The 17,251-nt window shown below is 70.5% G+C and carries 17 protein-coding genes and 2 pseudogenes; 9 read left to right on the top strand and 10 right to left on the bottom strand.

Going from position 1 to position 17,251, the window contains the following annotated elements; genetic code table 11:
• Positions 1-17: 17 nt before the first annotated feature.
• The 3 genes from ACQEU6_RS30050 to ACQEU6_RS30040 all read right to left on the bottom strand — a co-directional run bounded on the left by ACQEU6_RS30050 (position 18) and on the right by ACQEU6_RS30040 (position 3,736).
• Entirely contained in the window at positions 18-1,088 is a 1,071-nt protein-coding gene (locus ACQEU6_RS30050) for a hypothetical protein (RefSeq protein WP_499336404.1), read from the bottom strand.
• Between the two features lie 509 nt (positions 1,089-1,597).
• A complete protein-coding gene (locus ACQEU6_RS30045; protein ID WP_499336403.1) occupies positions 1,598-2,941 on the bottom strand; it encodes a tyrosine-type recombinase/integrase in 1,344 nt (447 codons plus the stop codon).
• A 438-nt stretch (positions 2,942-3,379) separates the two neighbouring features.
• Positions 3,380-3,736, bottom strand: coding sequence for a PLAT/LH2 domain-containing protein (locus ACQEU6_RS30040; RefSeq protein WP_499336402.1), 357 nt, complete (start codon positions 3,734-3,736; stop codon positions 3,380-3,382).
• A gap of 285 nt (positions 3,737-4,021) precedes the next feature.
• Here ACQEU6_RS30040 and ACQEU6_RS30035 point away from each other — a divergent pair, with 285 nt between their 5' ends.
• Positions 4,022-4,903 carry a phosphorothioated DNA-binding restriction endonuclease gene (locus tag ACQEU6_RS30035; RefSeq protein WP_499336401.1) on the top strand — a complete coding sequence of 294 codons (882 nt, stop codon included), beginning with the start codon at positions 4,022-4,024 and terminating at the stop codon, positions 4,901-4,903.
• A 313-nt stretch (positions 4,904-5,216) separates the two neighbouring features.
• Here ACQEU6_RS30035 and ACQEU6_RS30030 read toward each other — a convergent pair whose 3' ends face one another.
• Both ACQEU6_RS30030 and ACQEU6_RS30025 read right to left on the bottom strand, forming a co-directional pair.
• Complete coding sequence (locus ACQEU6_RS30030) at positions 5,217-5,972, bottom strand: SDR family oxidoreductase (RefSeq protein ID WP_499336400.1); 756 nt, start codon at positions 5,970-5,972, stop codon at positions 5,217-5,219.
• Between the two features lie 16 nt (positions 5,973-5,988).
• Complete coding sequence (locus ACQEU6_RS30025) at positions 5,989-6,939, bottom strand: alpha/beta hydrolase (protein ID WP_499336399.1); 951 nt, start codon at positions 6,937-6,939, stop codon at positions 5,989-5,991.
• A 209-nt stretch (positions 6,940-7,148) separates the two neighbouring features.
• On the opposite strand from ACQEU6_RS30025, the pseudogene ACQEU6_RS30020 reads away from it, so the two are divergent.
• A pseudogene (locus tag ACQEU6_RS30020) lies at positions 7,149-7,469 on the top strand (ATP-binding protein); the annotation flags it as partial.
• A 222-nt stretch (positions 7,470-7,691) separates the two neighbouring features.
• Here the strand turns inward: ACQEU6_RS30020 and ACQEU6_RS30015 are convergent.
• The gene (locus ACQEU6_RS30015) at positions 7,692-8,309 is read right to left on the bottom strand and encodes a hypothetical protein (protein WP_499340611.1); all 618 of its coding nucleotides are present in this window, start codon (positions 8,307-8,309) and stop codon (positions 7,692-7,694) included.
• A gap of 62 nt (positions 8,310-8,371) precedes the next feature.
• Here ACQEU6_RS30015 and ACQEU6_RS30010 point away from each other — a divergent pair, with 62 nt between their 5' ends.
• The 3 genes from ACQEU6_RS30010 to ACQEU6_RS30000 all read left to right on the top strand — a co-directional run bounded on the left by ACQEU6_RS30010 (position 8,372) and on the right by ACQEU6_RS30000 (position 10,951).
• Positions 8,372-8,815 carry a hypothetical protein gene (locus ACQEU6_RS30010; RefSeq protein ID WP_499336398.1) on the top strand — a complete coding sequence of 148 codons (444 nt, stop codon included), beginning with the start codon at positions 8,372-8,374 and terminating at the stop codon, positions 8,813-8,815.
• A gap of 70 nt (positions 8,816-8,885) precedes the next feature.
• Entirely contained in the window at positions 8,886-10,454 is a 1,569-nt protein-coding gene (locus ACQEU6_RS30005; protein WP_499336397.1) for an alpha/beta fold hydrolase, read from the top strand.
• A gap of 368 nt (positions 10,455-10,822) precedes the next feature.
• A complete protein-coding gene (locus tag ACQEU6_RS30000; RefSeq protein ID WP_499336396.1) occupies positions 10,823-10,951 on the top strand; it encodes a hypothetical protein in 129 nt (42 codons plus the stop codon).
• 24 nt (positions 10,952-10,975) lie between these two features.
• On the opposite strand, the gene ACQEU6_RS29995 is transcribed toward ACQEU6_RS30000, so the two are convergent.
• Positions 10,976-11,839, bottom strand: a complete 864-nt coding sequence (locus ACQEU6_RS29995) for an alpha/beta fold hydrolase (protein WP_499336395.1) — start codon at positions 11,837-11,839, stop codon at positions 10,976-10,978.
• Between the two features lie 34 nt (positions 11,840-11,873).
• On the opposite strand from ACQEU6_RS29995, the gene ACQEU6_RS29990 reads away from it, so the two are divergent.
• Complete coding sequence (locus ACQEU6_RS29990; RefSeq protein ID WP_499336394.1) at positions 11,874-13,850, top strand: AfsR/SARP family transcriptional regulator; 1,977 nt, start codon at positions 11,874-11,876, stop codon at positions 13,848-13,850.
• Between the two features lie 5 nt (positions 13,851-13,855).
• On the opposite strand, the gene ACQEU6_RS29985 is transcribed toward ACQEU6_RS29990, so the two are convergent.
• Both ACQEU6_RS29985 and ACQEU6_RS29980 read right to left on the bottom strand, forming a co-directional pair.
• Positions 13,856-14,095 carry a hypothetical protein gene (locus ACQEU6_RS29985; RefSeq protein ID WP_499336393.1) on the bottom strand — a complete coding sequence of 80 codons (240 nt, stop codon included), beginning with the start codon at positions 14,093-14,095 and terminating at the stop codon, positions 13,856-13,858.
• A 144-nt stretch (positions 14,096-14,239) separates the two neighbouring features.
• The gene (locus ACQEU6_RS29980) at positions 14,240-14,692 is read right to left on the bottom strand and encodes an RsbRD N-terminal domain-containing protein (protein ID WP_499336392.1); all 453 of its coding nucleotides are present in this window, start codon (positions 14,690-14,692) and stop codon (positions 14,240-14,242) included.
• A 584-nt stretch (positions 14,693-15,276) separates the two neighbouring features.
• On the opposite strand from ACQEU6_RS29980, the gene ACQEU6_RS29975 reads away from it, so the two are divergent.
• The 3 genes from ACQEU6_RS29975 to ACQEU6_RS29965 all read left to right on the top strand — a co-directional run bounded on the left by ACQEU6_RS29975 (position 15,277) and on the right by ACQEU6_RS29965 (position 16,480).
• On the top strand, positions 15,277-15,549 hold the full coding sequence (locus ACQEU6_RS29975; RefSeq protein WP_499336391.1) for a hypothetical protein: 273 nt from the start codon (positions 15,277-15,279) through the stop codon (positions 15,547-15,549).
• Positions 15,550-15,562: 13 nt separating this feature from the next.
• The gene (locus ACQEU6_RS29970) at positions 15,563-15,706 is read left to right on the top strand and encodes a hypothetical protein (RefSeq protein ID WP_499336390.1); all 144 of its coding nucleotides are present in this window, start codon (positions 15,563-15,565) and stop codon (positions 15,704-15,706) included.
• A gap of 231 nt (positions 15,707-15,937) precedes the next feature.
• Positions 15,938-16,480, top strand: a complete 543-nt coding sequence (locus ACQEU6_RS29965; protein WP_499336389.1) for a dihydrofolate reductase family protein — start codon at positions 15,938-15,940, stop codon at positions 16,478-16,480.
• 52 nt (positions 16,481-16,532) lie between these two features.
• On the opposite strand, the pseudogene ACQEU6_RS29960 reads toward ACQEU6_RS29965, so the two are convergent.
• Positions 16,533-17,177 (bottom strand): annotated as a pseudogene (locus tag ACQEU6_RS29960) (helix-turn-helix domain-containing protein).
• Positions 17,178-17,251 lie beyond the last annotated feature (74 nt).

Here is a 17,251-nt window from a genome sequence, read left to right as displayed (position 1 = left end):
GATGTTGCCACGCGTCGTTAGGTCTGTCTTCCCTCTCTACGGGCTTCGAGGTAGGCGTCGGTGAGCAACGCGAGAACACCCTGGTCGAGTGGGCTGGTGAGATAGTTGTTCTGCCGAATCTCGCCCGGGAGGCGTTGGTCTAGACGAGCCAGTGTCTGCGGAGCCTCAGCCTGGAAGACCGACCGTTGCGGGCTGAGGTAGGCGCCGCCGTCGTTCCAGATGGTGACCAGCCCTCGATTCTGGCCGGGGAGGCGTGGATTGAGGACCCAGCGCCCCTTTCCGACGGTGGTGTAGAGAGTGGCCAAGTCCTCGGCTTGTAGGTGCTGCGCCCAGTCGAGCAACCGTCGCAGCAATTCATGATGCGCTGGATCAGCTTGGTCGATGCTGTCCGTGAAAGCCTGTGCCCCGGGTGCCGGCCTGGCCTCACGGCGGCTCGGCGCTGGGGCCGGTGACGCCGCTGTGCGCTGGGGCTCGATGAGTTGAGGCACCAGAACTCGGCTGCCTTGGAGGGTGTAGGCGGTCACGGTCACCACGTCGATGTCTAGGCGGTCGTTGGTGACGGCCTGTAGATAGCCGGTGAGTTCGATCAAGTCGGCGGGGGCGGTGTCCAATACCACCACACACCGGAACCACCCTTCCTCCAGCGCCTGCGCCAGATTGGCGTTGAAAGACTCGATTTCCACCGAGCCGTCACCAACCTCGGCAACAACCGCCTCGACGATCGAAGCGTAGCCGCGTCTGGCCAGGTGGGGTTGCATGAGCTGACCGAACACCTCGGTGGAGAGTCCGAAAAGGTAGGAAGCATAGCCGAGCGTCTGGGTGAAGACCTGCCTGCGGTCGGCGTTGGAGGCGAGTTTCACTTCGATCACCACTGGCCGCCCGGTCTGTGCCTCCACCGCGATCAGATCGGCGTAACCATTGCCCAACTGTACTTCCCGCCCGAGCATCACCAATGTCGGCTGGCCTGGAAGCGGAAGCATCGCCGCTCCCCGCTCGATGCTGTCGTGCAGGATTTGCTCTCGCTCGAACGGCTCGGCCTCCAACGCCACCAGGTGGCCGCTTTCAGTCTCGTGCCAGATCCCCGTCATCTACGCCCTCCGTCTCCCATCCTCGCCGCCACATTCGGTACACGTCAAGGCACTGAGTAGGTACCGCCTGGGGCACCACAAAGGCGTCGCGAAGACGGTGGCATTGGGTGTCTTGGTGCTAAGGAGATGAAGCGCAAGCGGTCCCATGCAAGGTTAATTGTCGACTTCGGACGAGAACTCTTTGAAGATGCACAACGCACTGGCAGCACTCCCGCGGAGATGTCCGACCGGATTCTAGACACAGCGAGTTAGACCTCCCCACCATGCGAACGCCGCCAAGGCGTCGGCTAGACACTCCTCGGCGGTCGCTCATCAACTTTCAAAGGTAGCTCAGATCGACATACGGTCATCGGCATGTCAGTGCGTTGATGCACGGCGTGCGTGATCGACGCGACGCACTATTACCGGGCCTGAGGGGTCATCAACATACGCGAGCGGCATTTCTCGTAGGCCTAGCGATAACCCGTGGCTTTGAAAGCGCGAGTTTCGCTGGCGTACAGCCGTGGCGGCTATCGAGTGCTTGACCTACTCCGAGTCTTTGCGAGGGCTTCTAGGGCTGTTTCGTCGGCGTCGGGGAGGGTGTGTAGGTAGCGCTCGGTTGTGGCTATGGAGGCGTGGCCTAGGCGTTCTTTGACCACCTGGAGGTCGGCGCCGCCGTTGAGGAGCCAAGAGGCATGGGCGTGGCGTAGGTCGCGCATGGTGGGCTTGAAGTTGAGGCCGGCGGCGGCCAGGGCGGGGTACCAGATTCTGCGGCGGAACCAGTCGTTGGGGATGTGGCCGTCGGTTTCGCGGACGCGGCGGGGGCGAGGGTTGTCCTTGCCTTTCGCGCGGCGGGCGGCTCGGTAGAGGGTGAAGGCGCCTCGGCAGTAGTCGCAGCGGCAGCGGCCGGCGGTGTAGCCGCTGAGGGTTCCGTGGTTGTAGGTGCGGCCCTTCTCATTGGGTTCCGTGCGGCCGAGTGTCTCCGGGTCTGGGATCTCGGTGATGCGGGCTCGTGGCTTGTCCTGGGGCGGCATCTGGAAGAGCAGGTCTTCTCGTGCGAGGTTCGCTGACCTGATGTGCTCTTCGAGCTTCTCGGCGATCTGGGTGCTGAGCTTGAAGCGGCGGAACTCCTTGTCCTTCGGGTAGTCCTTGACGAGGAAGTGGCGGCCTTCCGGGTGGAACTTCGGGTTCAGCTCGACGACCGTGCGGCTGACTGTGAGGATGCGGGTTCTGAGGTTGATGTCCTTCACGCGCAGCTCGCTGAGTTCGCCCCAGCGGAGGCCGCTTTCGATCTCGGTTTCGGCCAGGAGGCGGAAGGTGCCTTCGGGGAGGGCGTTGTAGACGTCGTCGAACTGCTCGGGGGTGATGATCTCGAGGGGCTTGCGGACGACCGGGGGTGTGCGGACGCCGCGGCAGGGGTGGAGGAAGGTGACCTGGTCGTCCATCGCCGTGGTGAAGATGGCGCTCAGGATGATCTTGTTGTAGCGGATGGTCACGGGCTTCATGCCCTGGTTCTTGAGGGCTGTGATCCACGCGCGGACGTGCTCGGGGAGGATGTCGATCATCCGCATCGAGCCGAACGTCGGCATGATGTGCTTGTAGATCGCGTACGTGTAGCCCTCACGGGTGGTGGCCTCGACCTCGTGGTTCGGGAGCCAGACTTGCTCGACGTAATCCTTGAACCGCTGCTTTCCGCGGCCCGGATCGCCGGTTCGGCCTCTGGAGACCTCGACCTCGGCTCGCTGCCACGCCTTGTCGGCTTCCCTTTTGTTGGAGTATGTCCCGGCTGACCGTAGGCGGCCCTTGATGTCGACGTAGCAGGCCGTGTAGCGGTACTTTCCATTGTTGCCTTTGCGCTTCTTCGCGTATCCCACGAGGCGATCTCCCCATGATCATCCGTCCGTGATTTGTCCGTGGACGGTGGCGAACCGGTCATCCTCGTCCGTGAGCGCCTGACACCGGAACCCGCCGTCCACCTGGGATTTTAACGCGAATCCGCTTTACCTGCACGACCCCCAAATGGCCATGATTTGGAGTTCGGGACGAAGATGCGGTGGGTTCAAATTTCACCTGCCGAGAGATCTCTCCGGAATCCGATTCTTCTGGCGGGTTGAGATCCAGGGCGTCTAAGCGAACTGCCGGGGCGCAGCCATCTATCGCAAGCGTTGGAGGGTCATTGTTAGATTCTCGCACCAGTCATGATGCTGGCGGGAGAAGAGGCCGAATTGCGCGGCCCTTCTCCCGCCGGCTATCTCATGGCTGAGCGATTGTGGATCACGGTCAGGGCTTCGGGGCGTGACCGGGTCCGACCGTTATCTTTGGCGGGTCAAGCGCACCTCGGTTCTGCCGTCGTTCTCGTCGGTGGCGAGCCAGCGGTAGGCGCTGAACTCCGCGGTGTCGCCGGCCTTGGTGACGGTGACCCGGTTCAGGAACCATCCGGGCTTGTTCCCGGAATTGTCATGGCCGATGACGATGGTCTCCAGCCGTCCGACCTCGGTCAGATCCAGCGTGAAGTGGTCGAGGGCGCCCTGCTCGAAGTTGTCCCTGCTGTCGTCGAGGTTGACGGGGCCGGCGGAGGCGACTGAACCGTAGAGGGTGATGTGGACGTCGGCGTCGGTTCCGGCGTTCTCCACATTGCCGGTCTCTACCGTGATCTCGTAACGGGCCATGGGGGGCTCCCTAAGATCTTGAGTTTGTGATCGTGCGGATACTCTGCGCAATCGATGTGCCCTCCGACTCACCGATCACAAACGAAGCTCTGAGCGACTTCTTGTATCCGCACGGACACTGACGACTCGCGATCGGGTCGTTGTCGTCCCCGGCTGATGCCCGGTGAGCCGGTGCTTCTTGCGTCCTCTTCGGCTAGAAGGGCCGCCGGGCCGGCGCAGGTCCGTGCCGCGCTCGCGGAGACCGTGGTCATGTGGCTGCTGGTGGAGGTCCCGTAGGGTGCCGGGGTGGACTGGGTTGAGCGGGTTACGGGGGTCCGCCGGTGGTCGCGAGGTGGGGAGCGGGCGCCGCACAAGCCGTTGCTGCTGCTGTATGCGCTTGGGCATTTTCAGCGGTGGGGCGATGCTCCGATGTTCTACAGCGAGGTCGAGGCGCACCTCGCCGAACTGCTGCGGGAGTTCGGGCCGCCGCGGAAGACCAGTCCCGCATATCCCTTTCACTACCTGACCAGCGATGGGTTGTGGGAGGTTCAGACTGTTGATGGCGGTGCCAGTCCTGGGCCTCATGTCGGTGTCCTGCGCGCTCAGGCTGCACGTGGTCGGCTGAGCGGTGAGTTGGCGGCCGCGCTTCGTCGCGATCCGCGGCTGTTGGCGCAGTTGTGCCGTGCCATTCTGGACGTCAATTTCGAGCCCTCGTTGCACGACGACATCTGTGCGGCCGCCGGGATCGATCTGGAGACGGTCGAGGCGGCCGGAGCGGTGATCCCGCGGCGGCGTGATCGCGCCTTTCGTGAACAGATCATGGTCGCCTACGAGTACCGGTGCGCGTTCTGCGGCTATGACGGCTGGTTGAACGGGACTGCGGTCGGCCTGGACGCCGCACACGTCCGGTGGTGGGCTTTCGACGGTCCCGACGACGTCACCAACGGCATCTGCCTGTGCGCGCTGCATCACAAGCTCTTCGACAAGGGCGCACTCGGCATAGCCGACGACCGGCGGGTCATCGTGTCGGCGCGGTATGTCGGGCGCGGGGTGGCCGCGCGTGCTCAGGTCCACGACCTGGCGGGACGTCCCGTCACTGCGCCGCAGAAGGCCTTCCCTGACGTGGACGACGAGCACATCGCCTGGCATGTCCGTGAGGTGTTTCGCTCCCCCGCCCGGGCGGCATGACATCTCGGGGTTTGGCGGTCTTCAGTTTCCCGCCGTCGCGGTGACTCGGGCCTCGCCCGTCGTCCATCCACGTTCGGGCTGTCCAAAGGCAGCCCCCGCCGCTGTCAGAAGTCCTTGAGGTGGTTTTCGTGACGTCTGCGAGGGTCTCGACGGCGCCCAGGAGGTTGCGGAGGGCTGTCTCGTCGAGCTCGAAGTCACCGCTGGGCGGCGAGCGCGAGATCCGGGGCGACGGCCGTTGTGGACCCGGCCGCCCGAGGTTCGGGGCGGCCGGGCAACGGCTGTCTGGGACGGCGTTCAACGCCCTGAATAGTGGTTACTTGGGGGTTTGGGTGCGGCCGGGCCAGGTGTTGTAGTGGACCTTGCCCAACACAGCTTCGCCCAGGGGGACGAGGCTGTTTTCCTTCAGGGGAGCGCCGTAGTAGTGGGCGTCCGGGTCGGCCACGACTTCGCGCGGGTCGTTCCGGATGGACAGGGCCTCGCGGAAGAACTCGTCCATGCGGTAGCGGTCCGGGCCCGCGATCTCGACCCGGCCGTTCAGCGGGGAGGCGGTCGCGACGCGGGCGACCTGGTCCGCGACGTCGTCGGCGGCGATGGGCTGGTAGAAGACGGGGGCCATGTGGACCTTGCCGTCGGTGGTCCCCTCGTCGGCGATGGCCTTCGTGAACTCGAAGAACTGCGTCGCGTGGACGATCGAGTAGGGGATCGGCGACTTCTCGATCAGGGTCTCCTGGGCGATCTTCGCGCGGAAGTAGCCGCGCTCCGGCGGGCGCTCGACGCCCACGATCGACAGGGCGACGTGGTGGCCGACGCCGGCCCTCTCCTCGGCGGCGAGCAGGTTGCCGGTCGAGGTCTCGAAGAAGTGCAGGACGGCGTCGTCCTCGAAGGACGGGGAGTTCGACACGTCGATCACGACCGAGGCGCCGGTGAGGACGTCGGCGAGGCCCTCGCCGGTGAGGGTGTTGACGCCGGTGTTCGGGGCCGCGGGGACGGCCTCGTGGCCCTGCGCGGTGAGGTTCGCGATCAGCTTCGACCCGATCAGGCCGGTGCCGCCGATGACGACGATCTTCATGGGACTGCCTTTCCTGTCAGACGGTGTGCAGAGCGGTTCTGAGGGCCGCGACGGCTTGGGCGGTGGCCGCCCGGGTGGCGTGGGTGTCGCGGACGGGGTTGAGCATCATGAAGTCGTGGAGCGTGCCGTTGTAGCGGACGCTGGTGGTGGGGACGCCTGCTTCGGTGAGGCGGCGGGCGTAGGCCTCGCCTTCGTCGCGCAGGACGTCGTTCTCGTCGACGATGACCAGGGCGGGCGGGAGGCCGGCCAGGTCTTCCAGGGTGGCGCGCAGGGGTGAGGCGGTGATTTCGGCGCGTTCTTCGGGAGAGGTGGTGTAGGCGTCCCAGAACCAGGCCATGGCCTTGGCGGTCAGGTGCGGGCCGTCGGCGAACTCGCGGTAGCTGGCGGTGTTCTGGGCGGCGTCGGTGACCGGGTAGTACAGCGACTGGTGCGCGAAGGACACGTCGCCGCGTCGTTTGGCCAGGATGGCCAGGGCGGCGGCCATGTTGCCGCCCACCGAGTCCCCCGCGACCGCCATCCGGGAGGTGTCGAGCCCTTCGGCCCGGCCGTTGCCGGTGATCCACTGTGCGGTGGCGTAGGCCTGTTCGATCGCCACCGGGTAGCGGGCCTCGGGTGAGCGGTCGTACTCCACGAACGCCACGGCGGCGCGGGCGCCGGTCGACAGTTCGCGGACGAGGCGGTCGTGGGTGCCGGCGTTGCCCAGGATCCATCCGCCGCCGTGGACGTAGAGGACGACCGGCAGCGCGCCGGGTGTGCCGGGCGGTCTGACCAGGCGGACGCGCACGTCGCCCGCCGCGGCCGGGACGTTGATCCACTTGTCCGCGATCCCGGGCATCTCGACCGGGGCGGCCTGGACGTCGTCCAGGAGCCTGCGGGCGCCCTCCACGCCCCGCTCGTGCAGCAGCGGCGGCTTGGCGGCCGCGTCGGCGAACTCCTGCGCCGCCGGTTCCAGGATGTGTCGGCTCATGGGCGTTTCCTCCGCTCGGCTCCGCTCGACTCCACGTCCGCTCTCGCCGGACCGGACCTGGAGGGGACCAGGGTGTGCCACTGGCCCGGTCCCTGGGGGTTCCCCGAAGACGGCAAAGGGAGGCCCCGGGAGCGAGAGATCTTGCCTCTCCCGTTAGGCCGTCCGACCAGGTCTGACAGGAGGGGCGGAACCGATCGGATGGGTGCCGGGTGCTTCGAGGTCGACGCGGTGGGTGTGCGGAGCTGGACGCGCTGCTGGACGGCGTGCGCGGCGGTGAGAGCCGGGCGCTGGTGCTGCACGGTGAGCCCGGTGTGGGGAAGACGGCGCTGCTGGAGTATCTGGTCGAGCGGGCGCCCAAGCTGCGGACGGTCCGGATCACGGGTGTCCCGTCCGAGACGGAGTTGGCCTTCGCGGGGCTGCACCAGCTCTGCACACCGCTGTCGGACGGGGCTCGGCACGCTCCCCGATCCCCAGCGCGGGGCGCTGCACACGGCGCTGGGGCTGAGCTCGGGGCCTCCTCCCGATCGGTTCCTCGTCGGTCTGGCCGTTCTCGGTCTGCTCTCGGAGACCGGCGCAGGGCGCGCGGGCGCCGGACGAGGGGATCGCGGCGGAGCTGGAGCGTTCGGCCGGCTCGCGCGGGCGCGGGGCGGACTGGCCGCCGCGCGGGCGACCCACCAGGCCGGGGACCCGGATTCGGCGCTGCGGTTGCTGTCGGTCGCGGAGGCCGTCCCGCTCGATCAGGCGCGGCGGAGTCAGGTCCAACTGCCGCGCGCCCAGATCGCCTTCACCGTGGACCGGGGCCGCGGCGCTCCCCGCCTGCTGCTCGACGCCGCCCGGCGGCTGGCCCCGCTGGACGCGGCGCCGGAGCGCGAGACGTCCCTGGAGGCGATCAGCGCGGCGCTGTTCGCGGGTCCGCTGGCGGAGGGCGCCGGGGAGGCCGAGGCGGCCCGGGCCGCGCGGTCCGCGCCGGAGGGTGAGGGCCGGCCGGCCGACGTCCTCCTGGACGGGATGGCGTTGCGGATCACCGAGGGCCTCGCCGCGAGCGCGCCGGTCCCGGAGGAGGCGACGCGCGTCTTCCGCGGCCCCGGCCTGCCGGACGAGGACGGGCTGCGCTGGCTCTGGCCCGCCGGGGTGATGGCCGCCGCGCTGTGGGACCTCGGGACGTGGGACGTGCCGGCCGCCCGGCATGTCCGGCTCGCCCGGGAGTCCGGGCAGGCCACGGCGCTGCCGCTCGCGCTGACCCAGCGGGTCGCCGTGGACGTGTTCGCGGGGGAGCCGGCGGACGCCGAGGCGCTGGCCGCCGTGCCGGACGCCGGGGAGGATCGTCCGGCGGATGTGGGTTCCGCTCCGTGGGCGCTGGTGGAGTACATCGAGGCGTCATCCCGGAGCGGTGCGCCGGGGCGCGGCAGCGGCCCTTCGGCGGCTCAGCGAGGTGACGGTTCCGGCCGGGACGGACTGGGCGCTGGGCGTCCACGCGCGCTCGCAGGCCCTTCTGAGCACCGGCTCGGCGGCGGAGGGCCACTACCGCGAGGCGATCGACCTCCTGGGGCGGGCGGGTGTCCACGGCGAGCTGGCCCGTGCCCATCTCCTGTACGGCGGGTGGCTGCGCCGCGAGCGGCACCGGCGGACCGCCCGCGAGCAGCTCAGGACGGCCTACGGGTCGTTCACCGAGATGGGGATGGACGCCTTCGCGCGGGGCGCGGCTGTTCATCAGCCCGCGCACCGTCGAGTGGCACCTGCGCAAGACGTTCGGGAAGCTCGGCATCACCTCGCGGAGACAGCTCCGGCGCAGCGGCGGGCAATGACCGCGGCCCGGCGCGCCGGGCCGGCGGGCGCCCGGCGAAGGCCCGGACGATGGCCCGGAGAAGGCCGGTGATTTCGCCGATGCCCGCCGGGGCGGCGGGGGTCAGACTCCGGTCGTTGGCTGTCCCACCCCTGGAGGTTCCATGAGAAGGGTTCTCGGTTCCCTCGTCGCGTCGCTCGCGGCGCTGGCGGCGTTCGGAGTCGGTCTCGCGCCGGCGCAGGCGGCCGGGCCGCGGCCCGTGGTGTTCATGCACGGGTACACCGGAAGCGCGTCCAACTGGGTCACCGCGATGTCGGTGTTCCGCGCCGCGGGCTACAGCGGCGACCAGTTGTTCGCCTACGAGTACAACTCCTACGGCGACAACAAGCAGAACGCGGCGGGGCTCGCGACGTACGTGAACCAGGTGAAGTCGCGGACCGGCGCCTCCCAGGTCGACATCGTCAACCACTCCATGGGCGGCCTGGTCAGCCAGTACTACCTGAAGGTGCTGAACGGGAACCCGAGCGTCGCGCACCTGGCGTCGATCGCGGGCGCCAACCACGGGACGACGTACGCCAGTGCCTGCACGATCTACGAGACGTGCCGGCAGATGCTGCCCGGGTCGACGTTCATCCAGCAGATCACCGCGGGGGACGAGACACCCGGCAGCACGCAGTACGCCACCTGGTACTCGGCATGCGACGGCATCATCATCCCCTACACCAGCACGCGGCTGGACGGCGCGAACAACCACAACGTCGCCTGCCAGACCCACATCGGCTACCTCACCGACACGGCGGTCCTCGGCGCGATCGCCCAGTTCACGAAGAGCCGAGCCGGGCGCTGGACGGAACGGGCGGGAGGGACGACCTCCCGCCCGTTCCGTTTAGCGCCAGGGGGCCGGCGCAAAAATCCGGGTGGGAGGCCGGTGTCGAGGGGGAGGCGGCCCATGGAGAAGCGTGTGAGGAAGCCCGTGGCCGCCGGTCTCGCCTGCCTGGGCCTGGTCGCCTGTCATGCCCGGCCCGCCACGGGCAGCGAGCCGCCGGCCGCGGAGAGCGGCCGCTCCCCCGCGGCGGGACGGCTCGGCGGGAAGGTGATCGTGATCGATCCCGGGCACAACGGCGGGAACGCGTCCCATCCCGAGGTGATCGGCAAGCCGGTGTGGGTCGGGAACGGCCGCAAGGCCTGCAACACGGCCGGCACCGCCACCGCGGACGGCTACGCCGAGCACGCGTTCACCTGGGACGTCTCGAACCGGCTGGCGAAGGCGCTGCGGGCCAGGGGCGCCACGGTGAAGCTGACGCGCGGCAGCGACACGGGGGTGGGGCCGTGCGTCACGGAGCGGGCGGCGATCGGGAACCGCGCGCGCGCCGACGCGGCCCTGTCGATCCACGGTGACGGGGCGGCCGCGTCCAGGCACGGGTTCCACGTCATCCTGCCGCTGCCCGTCGGCGGCAACGCCGGGATCGTGGCGCCGTCCGCCCGGCTGGGAACGGCGATCCGCGACGCCTACCGGTCGGGGACGGCCCTCCCCTACGCCGACTACCTCGGCGAGGACGGCCTCGACCGGCGTGATGACCTCGGCGGGCTGAACATGTCCACCGTCCCGGCCGTGTTCATCGAATGCGGGAACATGAAGAACGCGGGGGATGCGGCCAGGATGTCCAGTGCCGCGTTCCGGCAGGTCATGGCCGAGTCCCTGGCGAGGGGCTTCGAGAAGTACCTCCGCTGAGTTCGCCTCGCCCTCCCCGTTCACCGCCGGACCCGCCGTACGACGCGGCTGAATCACGAAGTCCTGATCAGCGGGGTCCGGCGCACTCCGGGAAGCCGCGGGCGCCGAGGTGACGCAGGGGGCCTTGGCGGCTCTGCCCGAGCGGGGGTCGAGCTGGTGCGCAGCGACCTCATGGGAGCGTGCAAAGGCCCTGACCCGCAAGCGGCTCTGGCCGGACGTCAACAGTTTGATCCGTTCGCTGCGCGTCACCTGATCGGCCGGTCGGACGAGGGGCGGGCAAATACACGTTTGCCCGTTGCTGGGATTGTTCGGGATGCCTCGGGCTAGGTCAGTCACAACGAGGCACACCGGACGAACGGACGATCGCCATGAGCCGCAGGCGTGGACGGAGCGCGTCGCCGCCCAACTGGGAACTCCTGATGGGGCTGGTCGCGACCGGCTTCATCATCTACCTGTGGGTGTGGGCGGCGACGCAGGGCGGCCCTCCCTTCTGGTAGGCGCGGGCCGCCCGTGCGTCTCGCCTATCGGTCCAGGAGCGCCCGGAGGGACTTCGCCACCTCCGCGGGCGCCTCCTCGGCCATGAAGTGGCCGCACGTGACGGTCTGGTGCTGAAGGTCGGCGGCCCAGGCGCCCCACAGCGCGACGGCGTCGTAGCCCAGGGCGGCGCCCCAGTCCTGCTGGAGGACGGTGACGGGCATCCGCAGGCGGGCGCCCGCGTCCCGGTCGGCCTTGTCGTGCTCGACGTCGACGCCGGCGGACGCGCGGTAGTCCGCGACGATCGAGGGGATCGCGGCGCGGCAGGCGTCCAGGTAGGCGGCGCGGACGTCGGGCGGGATCGCGGACGGGTCGTTCGTCCACCCGTCGAGAAAATGGCCGAAGAAGGCGTCGGAGGCCCCGGCGATCAGCTGCTCGGGGAGGCCGGGCGGCTGCGCCATCAGGTACAGGTGGAAGCCGACGGCGGCCGACGCGCCGTGCATGACGTCCCACATGTCCAGGGTCGGCAGGACGTCGAGGCAGGCGAGGTGGGTGATCGTGCCGGGGTGGTCGAGGCCGGCGCGGAACGCGACGAGCGCGCCGCGGTCGTGGCCGGCGAGGGCGAAGCGGTCGTGGCCGAGGGCGCGGGCGAGGGCGACGGTGTCGGCGGCCATGGTCCGCTTGGAGTAGCCGTCGGACGGTTTGTCGCTCTCGCCGTATCCGCGCAGGTCGGGGACGATGACCGTGTGGTCGGCGGCGAGGTCGCGGGCGACGTGGCGCCACATCAGGTGGGTCTGCGGGAATCCGTGCAGCAGGACGATCGGGGAGCCCGATCCGCCGACCGCCGCGTTGAGGGACACGCCCTCGGCGACGGGGACGCGCTGGTAGTCGAAATCGCTGATCGCTGGCATGCGTCCCAGGCTGCCGGGCGCGGATGAGCATCCGATGAGCGCGCTATACCGTGGTGGCGTGGAGGTCCTGTTCGGGGTGCTGGGGCCGGTGACCGCCTGGGACGGGTCCGGGAGCGCGATCGCCCTGAGGGGGCCGCGGCACCGCGCCGTCCTGGCCCGCCTGATCGTCGCGCGCGGGCGGGTGGTGCCGGTGTCCCGGATCGTCGACGACCTGTGGGCCGATCCGCCGTCGGACGCGGTCGGGGCCGTCCGCACCTTCGTGGCGGCCCTGCGGCGCGTCCTCGAACCGGACCGTCCGCCGAGGACGCCGCCCCGGCTGCTGGTCACCGAAGGCCCGGGATACGCGCTGCGCGCCGGGCCCGAGGCCGTGGACGCCTGGCGTTTCGAGCGGGTCGTGGCCGCGGAGCGTCCGCCCGCCGAGCTGGCCGGCGCGCTGGACGAGGCGCTGGGCTGGTGGCGCGGCCCCGCCTACGCCGAGTTCGGCGACGAGCCGTGGGCGCGGGCGGAGCAGTCCCGGCTGGCCGAGCTGCGGCTGCGCGCGGTCGAGCGGAAGGCCGAGGCGCGGCTGGCGCAGGGCCTGGCCGCCGAGGCGGTTCCGGACCTGGACGCGCATGTCGCCGACCATCCCTGGCGGGAGGACGCCTGGCGTCTGCTGGCCCTTGCCCTCTACCGAAGCGGCCGCCAGGGGGACGCACTGGCCGTCCTCCATAGGGCGCGCGGTCTTCTGGTCGAGGAACTGGGGTTGGACCCCGGTCCGGCCTTGCGCCGCCTAGAGGAGGACATCCTCCGCCAAGCCGACCGCCTGGAACCATCACGGGACGCGGCGTCGCGTGTGTGGGCCCAGGCGGCCGAGGCCTACGACCGGACGGTGGCGTCCGGCGCGCGGGCCCGGCTGGAGTCGACGGTCGGCCTCCTGCGGAGCCTCGCGGTGACCGGCGCCGAAGGGCTGGAGGCGGCTCGCGAGCAGCGGCTGGCGGCGATCACGGCGGCCGAGGAGCTGGGCGACGCGGAGCTGACCGCCCGGGTGATCGGCGCGTTCGACGTCCCGGCGATCTGGACCCGGTCGGACGATCCGCGCCAGGCGGCCGGGGTCGTCGCGGCGGCGGAGCGCGCCCTCGCCGGGCTGCCGCCGAACGGGCACGAGGCCGCGCGGGCCCGCCTGCTGGCCACGATCGCGCTGGAGTCGCGCGGTGCCCGCGGCGACCGCGGGCGCGAGGCGGCGCGGGCGGCGGTCCGGACGGCCCGCGAGCTGGACGATCCGGCGCTCCTGGCGTTCGCGCTGAACGGCGCGTTCATGCAGGCGTTCGACCGGGCGGGCCTCGCGCCGCGCCGGGACGGGATAGGCGCGGAGCTGGTGGATCTCTCGGCGCGGAGCGACCTGTCGAACTACGCGGTGCTCGGGCGGCTCATCCGACTCCAGGCCCGCAGCGCGCTCGGCGACTTCGGCGGGGCCGACCGGCACGCGGCCGCCGCCGACCGCCTGGCCGAGCGGCACGAGCGTCCGCTGGTCGGCGTGTTCACGACGTGGTACCGGGCTCTGCGGTTCGCCGCGTCAGGCGAGGCGTCGTTCGAGGAGGCCGAGGACGCCTACCGGGATGCCGCCGCGCGCATGGAGGGGTGCGGCATGCCCGGTCTGGAGGGTGGCCTGCTGCCGCTCGCCTTGCTCTGCCTGCGTGTCCAGCACCGGCGGCCCGCTCAGACCGAGCCCGCCGCCTGGGGGCCGTACCTGCCCTGGGCCCGTCCCCTGGTGCTGCTGGCGCGCGGACGTCCCGGCGAGGCCGCCGCGGCGCTGCGGGACGTCCCGGAGCCGCCGCGGGATCTGCTGTTCGAGGCCCTGTGGTGCCTCACCGCGCAGGCCGCCATCGCCGTGGGCGACCACGCGGTGATGCGGCGCGCGCACGACGAACTCGTCCCCGCCGCGGGCGAGTCGGCCGGCGCGCAGAGCGGGCTGCTCACCCTGGGCCCGGTCTCCCGCCACCTGGACGACCTCGCCGCCGCCCTCCCCGGATGACCTGGTCAACCGCCCAGGACGACGGCGGCGCCCATGAGCACGAAGCGCTCGGCGTAGGGGTTGTCGGGCTCCACCGCCGTGGGCCGGAGGCCGATGACGGCGTGCGCGCCGCGGCCGCTCGCCATTCTGGCCAGGGCGTCCAGCGCCTGCCCGATGTCGGGCGCCCTCGACCACACGGGCCAGGCGTTCGTGACCGGCGGCTGCCCGTCGATGGGCACCGTGTCGGTCGTGTAGATCGGGATCATCGCAGACGTCCTCACCCTGCCCGGCGTCGGCGGCAAGCGTTCGGCGGCTTGTCGGGCAGGCCTTGCGCATGACGGCTTCCAGTGGACAGGTGATGATGCGCCGCTCGCGGGTTCGCCGACGCGAACAGGGGCCGTCCGGCGGCGCTAGTTGTCGGAGACGAGGGTGGAGAGGCGGCGCGTTCCGTGGCGCCGCCCGGCGCCGCGGTAGCCCTCGACGGCGGCCTGGACGATCCGGCCCTCGGCGCTGAACGCCTGCTCCATGACCGTGATGTACTCGGCCGTGGGCGGGTAGAGGCGGGCGGCGGCGCCGGCCGTCCGGCGGATGAGGACGCGCGCGCCGGTGCGCAGCGCGGACTCGAAGTGCCGGACGTCCTGCCCCGCGCGGGCCTCGCTGGCGCCGAGGGCGCGGAACGCGTCGAGCACGGCGCCGGTCTCGCGGGCGCCGGTGTAGGCGGAGAGCGCGTCCCGGACGAGGGCGAGGATCTCCCGCGCCCTCAGGTGCGTGTAGGCGGGGACGCGCTCGGCGATCTCACCGGCGACCTCCGCGGTGATCTCGTCGAGGCGGTCGGTGAGGAACTGGTCCAGAGTGGGCTGCATCGCGCGTCCCCTCTCGTTGCTCGTCCCCGGGCGGGACCGGGAGCGTCGGCCGAGAGCACACCGATCCGGTCGGATGCGGATGGGGCTATGTTACCGGCGCGTAGGTCGGATGCGCTGCCCCCTTTTTCCGAAATGTCATGAAGCGGGGTTGGCGGCCCGGCCCTCCGTGATCAGAAGGACGACCGTTTCCGCGTGCCCGGGCGCGAGGAGCGGGCGGCGGGCGTCGACCACGCGGAGCTCGGCACGGACGAGCTCCGCCTCGCGCTGCCGCCGCGAACGCCGGACGCGGCCCTGCGCGATCTGGCGGAGAGCGCGTGGGTGATGGAGCCGGAGGGCACCGCACACGGCGCCGGTTCACAGCGTCCCGCCGGGGCGGCGGCTCACACCCGGCCGTGCGCGCCTTCCGCGAAGCCCTCGCTGACGCCTTCTCGCACCGGTCCCAGGGTCCGGGTCAGGGATGGCCAGGGGGGTGAACTCCACCGTGAATCGGGGTTTTCCCCTATGGCGATGAATTCGCCGTGGGGGCAGAGTCGTAAGCAGCAGAAGGGTGACGAGGAAGTCTCCCGCAGGAAGAAGGCACTCCGATGTCGACCATGCCGAGCTTCACCTCGATGAACGCGTCCGACCTCGCGGAGATCCTGTTCGCCTCCCCGCTGCAGGAGTCCGACCGCCCCTCCGCCGAGCAGGTCCGCACCGCGATCAGCGACCGCTTCGGGGCCTGCGGCGGAGACATCTCCGCGTGGGTGGCCGCCGTCGCCCAGGAGGCCGGCGACCACCCGGAGACCTTCCCGGCCCGGATGCGCTGGGCGCTCACCACCGTATGCGCGGCCTACCCCGACCTGACGACCGCCGCCTGACCCGGGAGGGATCATGCGTTCACCGTTCGCCGACCGCCGCGAGGACATCCTCCCCCGCACGCTCGCCGACCTGCTCGCCGCCGAGGCGTCCCGCGACGAGGACCGGGCGCCCCGCCGCCGGACGCGCCGCGCCATGACCACCCGGCGCGTCACCTAGTGCGGTGACCACAAACGATCACCGGGCTGGTCACTCAGCCCGGGACTGAGGACGACCCCACCGGCGGTGTCGTTCACTCCGTTCCCGGGCACGTTCCCGACGCTGGGTGGCCTGCACATCCGGGTGCCCCTTGTTCGCGTCATGCCATCACAGATGCGTAACTCCTGCCCTCACCCTCTCCAGTCGAACTAGCATTCGATCTCGAGCTTCCAGAATCCGTGGAGAAAACGCATGAGTGATGTGGGCTTCGGCACCGGCAAAGTGGTCGTGAACAGGGCGATGTCGCTGGACGGCTTCATCGCCGGTCCTGGCCACGCGATGGACTGGATCGGCGATTACCTGACTGCCGACGCCGTCCCGGAGGTCATGGCGGCCACGGGCGCCATGCTCGTCGGCCGGGGCACGTACGAGGTCGCCAAGCGGATGGCCGACCAGGGCACCGCCTACGACGGGGGACCACAGTTCGTTCTCACCCACAAGCCTCCCGCCGAGCCGGAATCTACCGTCACGTTCCTCACCTGTGGACTTGAGGAAGCCGTTGCCACGGCACGCAGCGCCGCGGGCGGCAAGAACCTGGAGATCCTCGGTGCCGACGTGGCCGCGCAGTGCCTGCAGCGCGGGCTCGTCGACGAGATCCTGGTGTACGTCCTACCGGTGCTGCTCGGCGACGGCGTCCGCTTCTCGCCCCCAAGCATCGACAGGATCGACCTGGAACCTTTCAGCAACACCCAGTCGGGTGCCGTCACGACGCTCCGCTTCCGCGTGCGAAAGTAAGCGCGGCCCTCCAACGGCTCGTGCGCTGACTACGGACGCCGGCCGGGTTTGATCACGGTGCTCGTGGGCGGCCCCAGCGTTGCCGGCGTTGGCTGCGGATGCGGGCGCGTTCGCGGCGTTGGGCGGCCAGGACGTCGGGGTGGCGGGCGTTGGCGTTGCGCCAGCGCAGGTAAGCCTGGAGCCGCAGGGCCAGAGCGGGGTGGCCTTCGTGGTCGGAGTTGCCCATCACGAAGGTGCGTAGTGGCCCGAACTGGGCCTCGATCGGATTGGCCCAGGGGCGAGGGTGTGGTCACCGCCCTTACGGCGGCGGACCACACCCCACAACTGGTCATCGCCCAGGGGCGAACAACCGTTCCCTGCCGATCTTCACCCGGCGGACGGTGTTGTCGGCCAGGTGGTCGGCGAGCCTGCGCACGCTCCAGTGCGTGAACGGGCGCCCGAGCGTGACCGGGCGCGCGGTGGCCGTCGCGGCGATGAACTCGATGTCGGCCTCACTGATCAGGCGGGGACGGCCTCCCGCCCACCGAGGGCCCAGCGCGGCCAAGCCCTTCTCATTGAAGGCATGGATCTCGTCCCGGACGGTGTCCTCATGCGCCGCGACCAGGCGGGCGATCGCCGGCACCGATGTCCCAGACGCCGACGCCATGATGATCAACGCCCGGCGGACCCGCACCGACTCGTGCTGACCCCGCCGCACGAACGGCCCGGTCCGCCGCCCGCGCCCGCGGACCCGCCGAGATCCGGTCCTCGTATTGAGGCCCGGCTCGCCCC

Origin of the sequence: Spirillospora sp. CA-108201 (assembly GCF_050936235.1) — a bacterium.
Taxonomy (GTDB): domain Bacteria; phylum Actinomycetota; class Actinomycetes; order Streptosporangiales; family Streptosporangiaceae; genus Spirillospora.
Note: the sequence above shows the minus strand (reverse complement) of the source record. Positions and strands in the feature narration are given on the sequence as shown.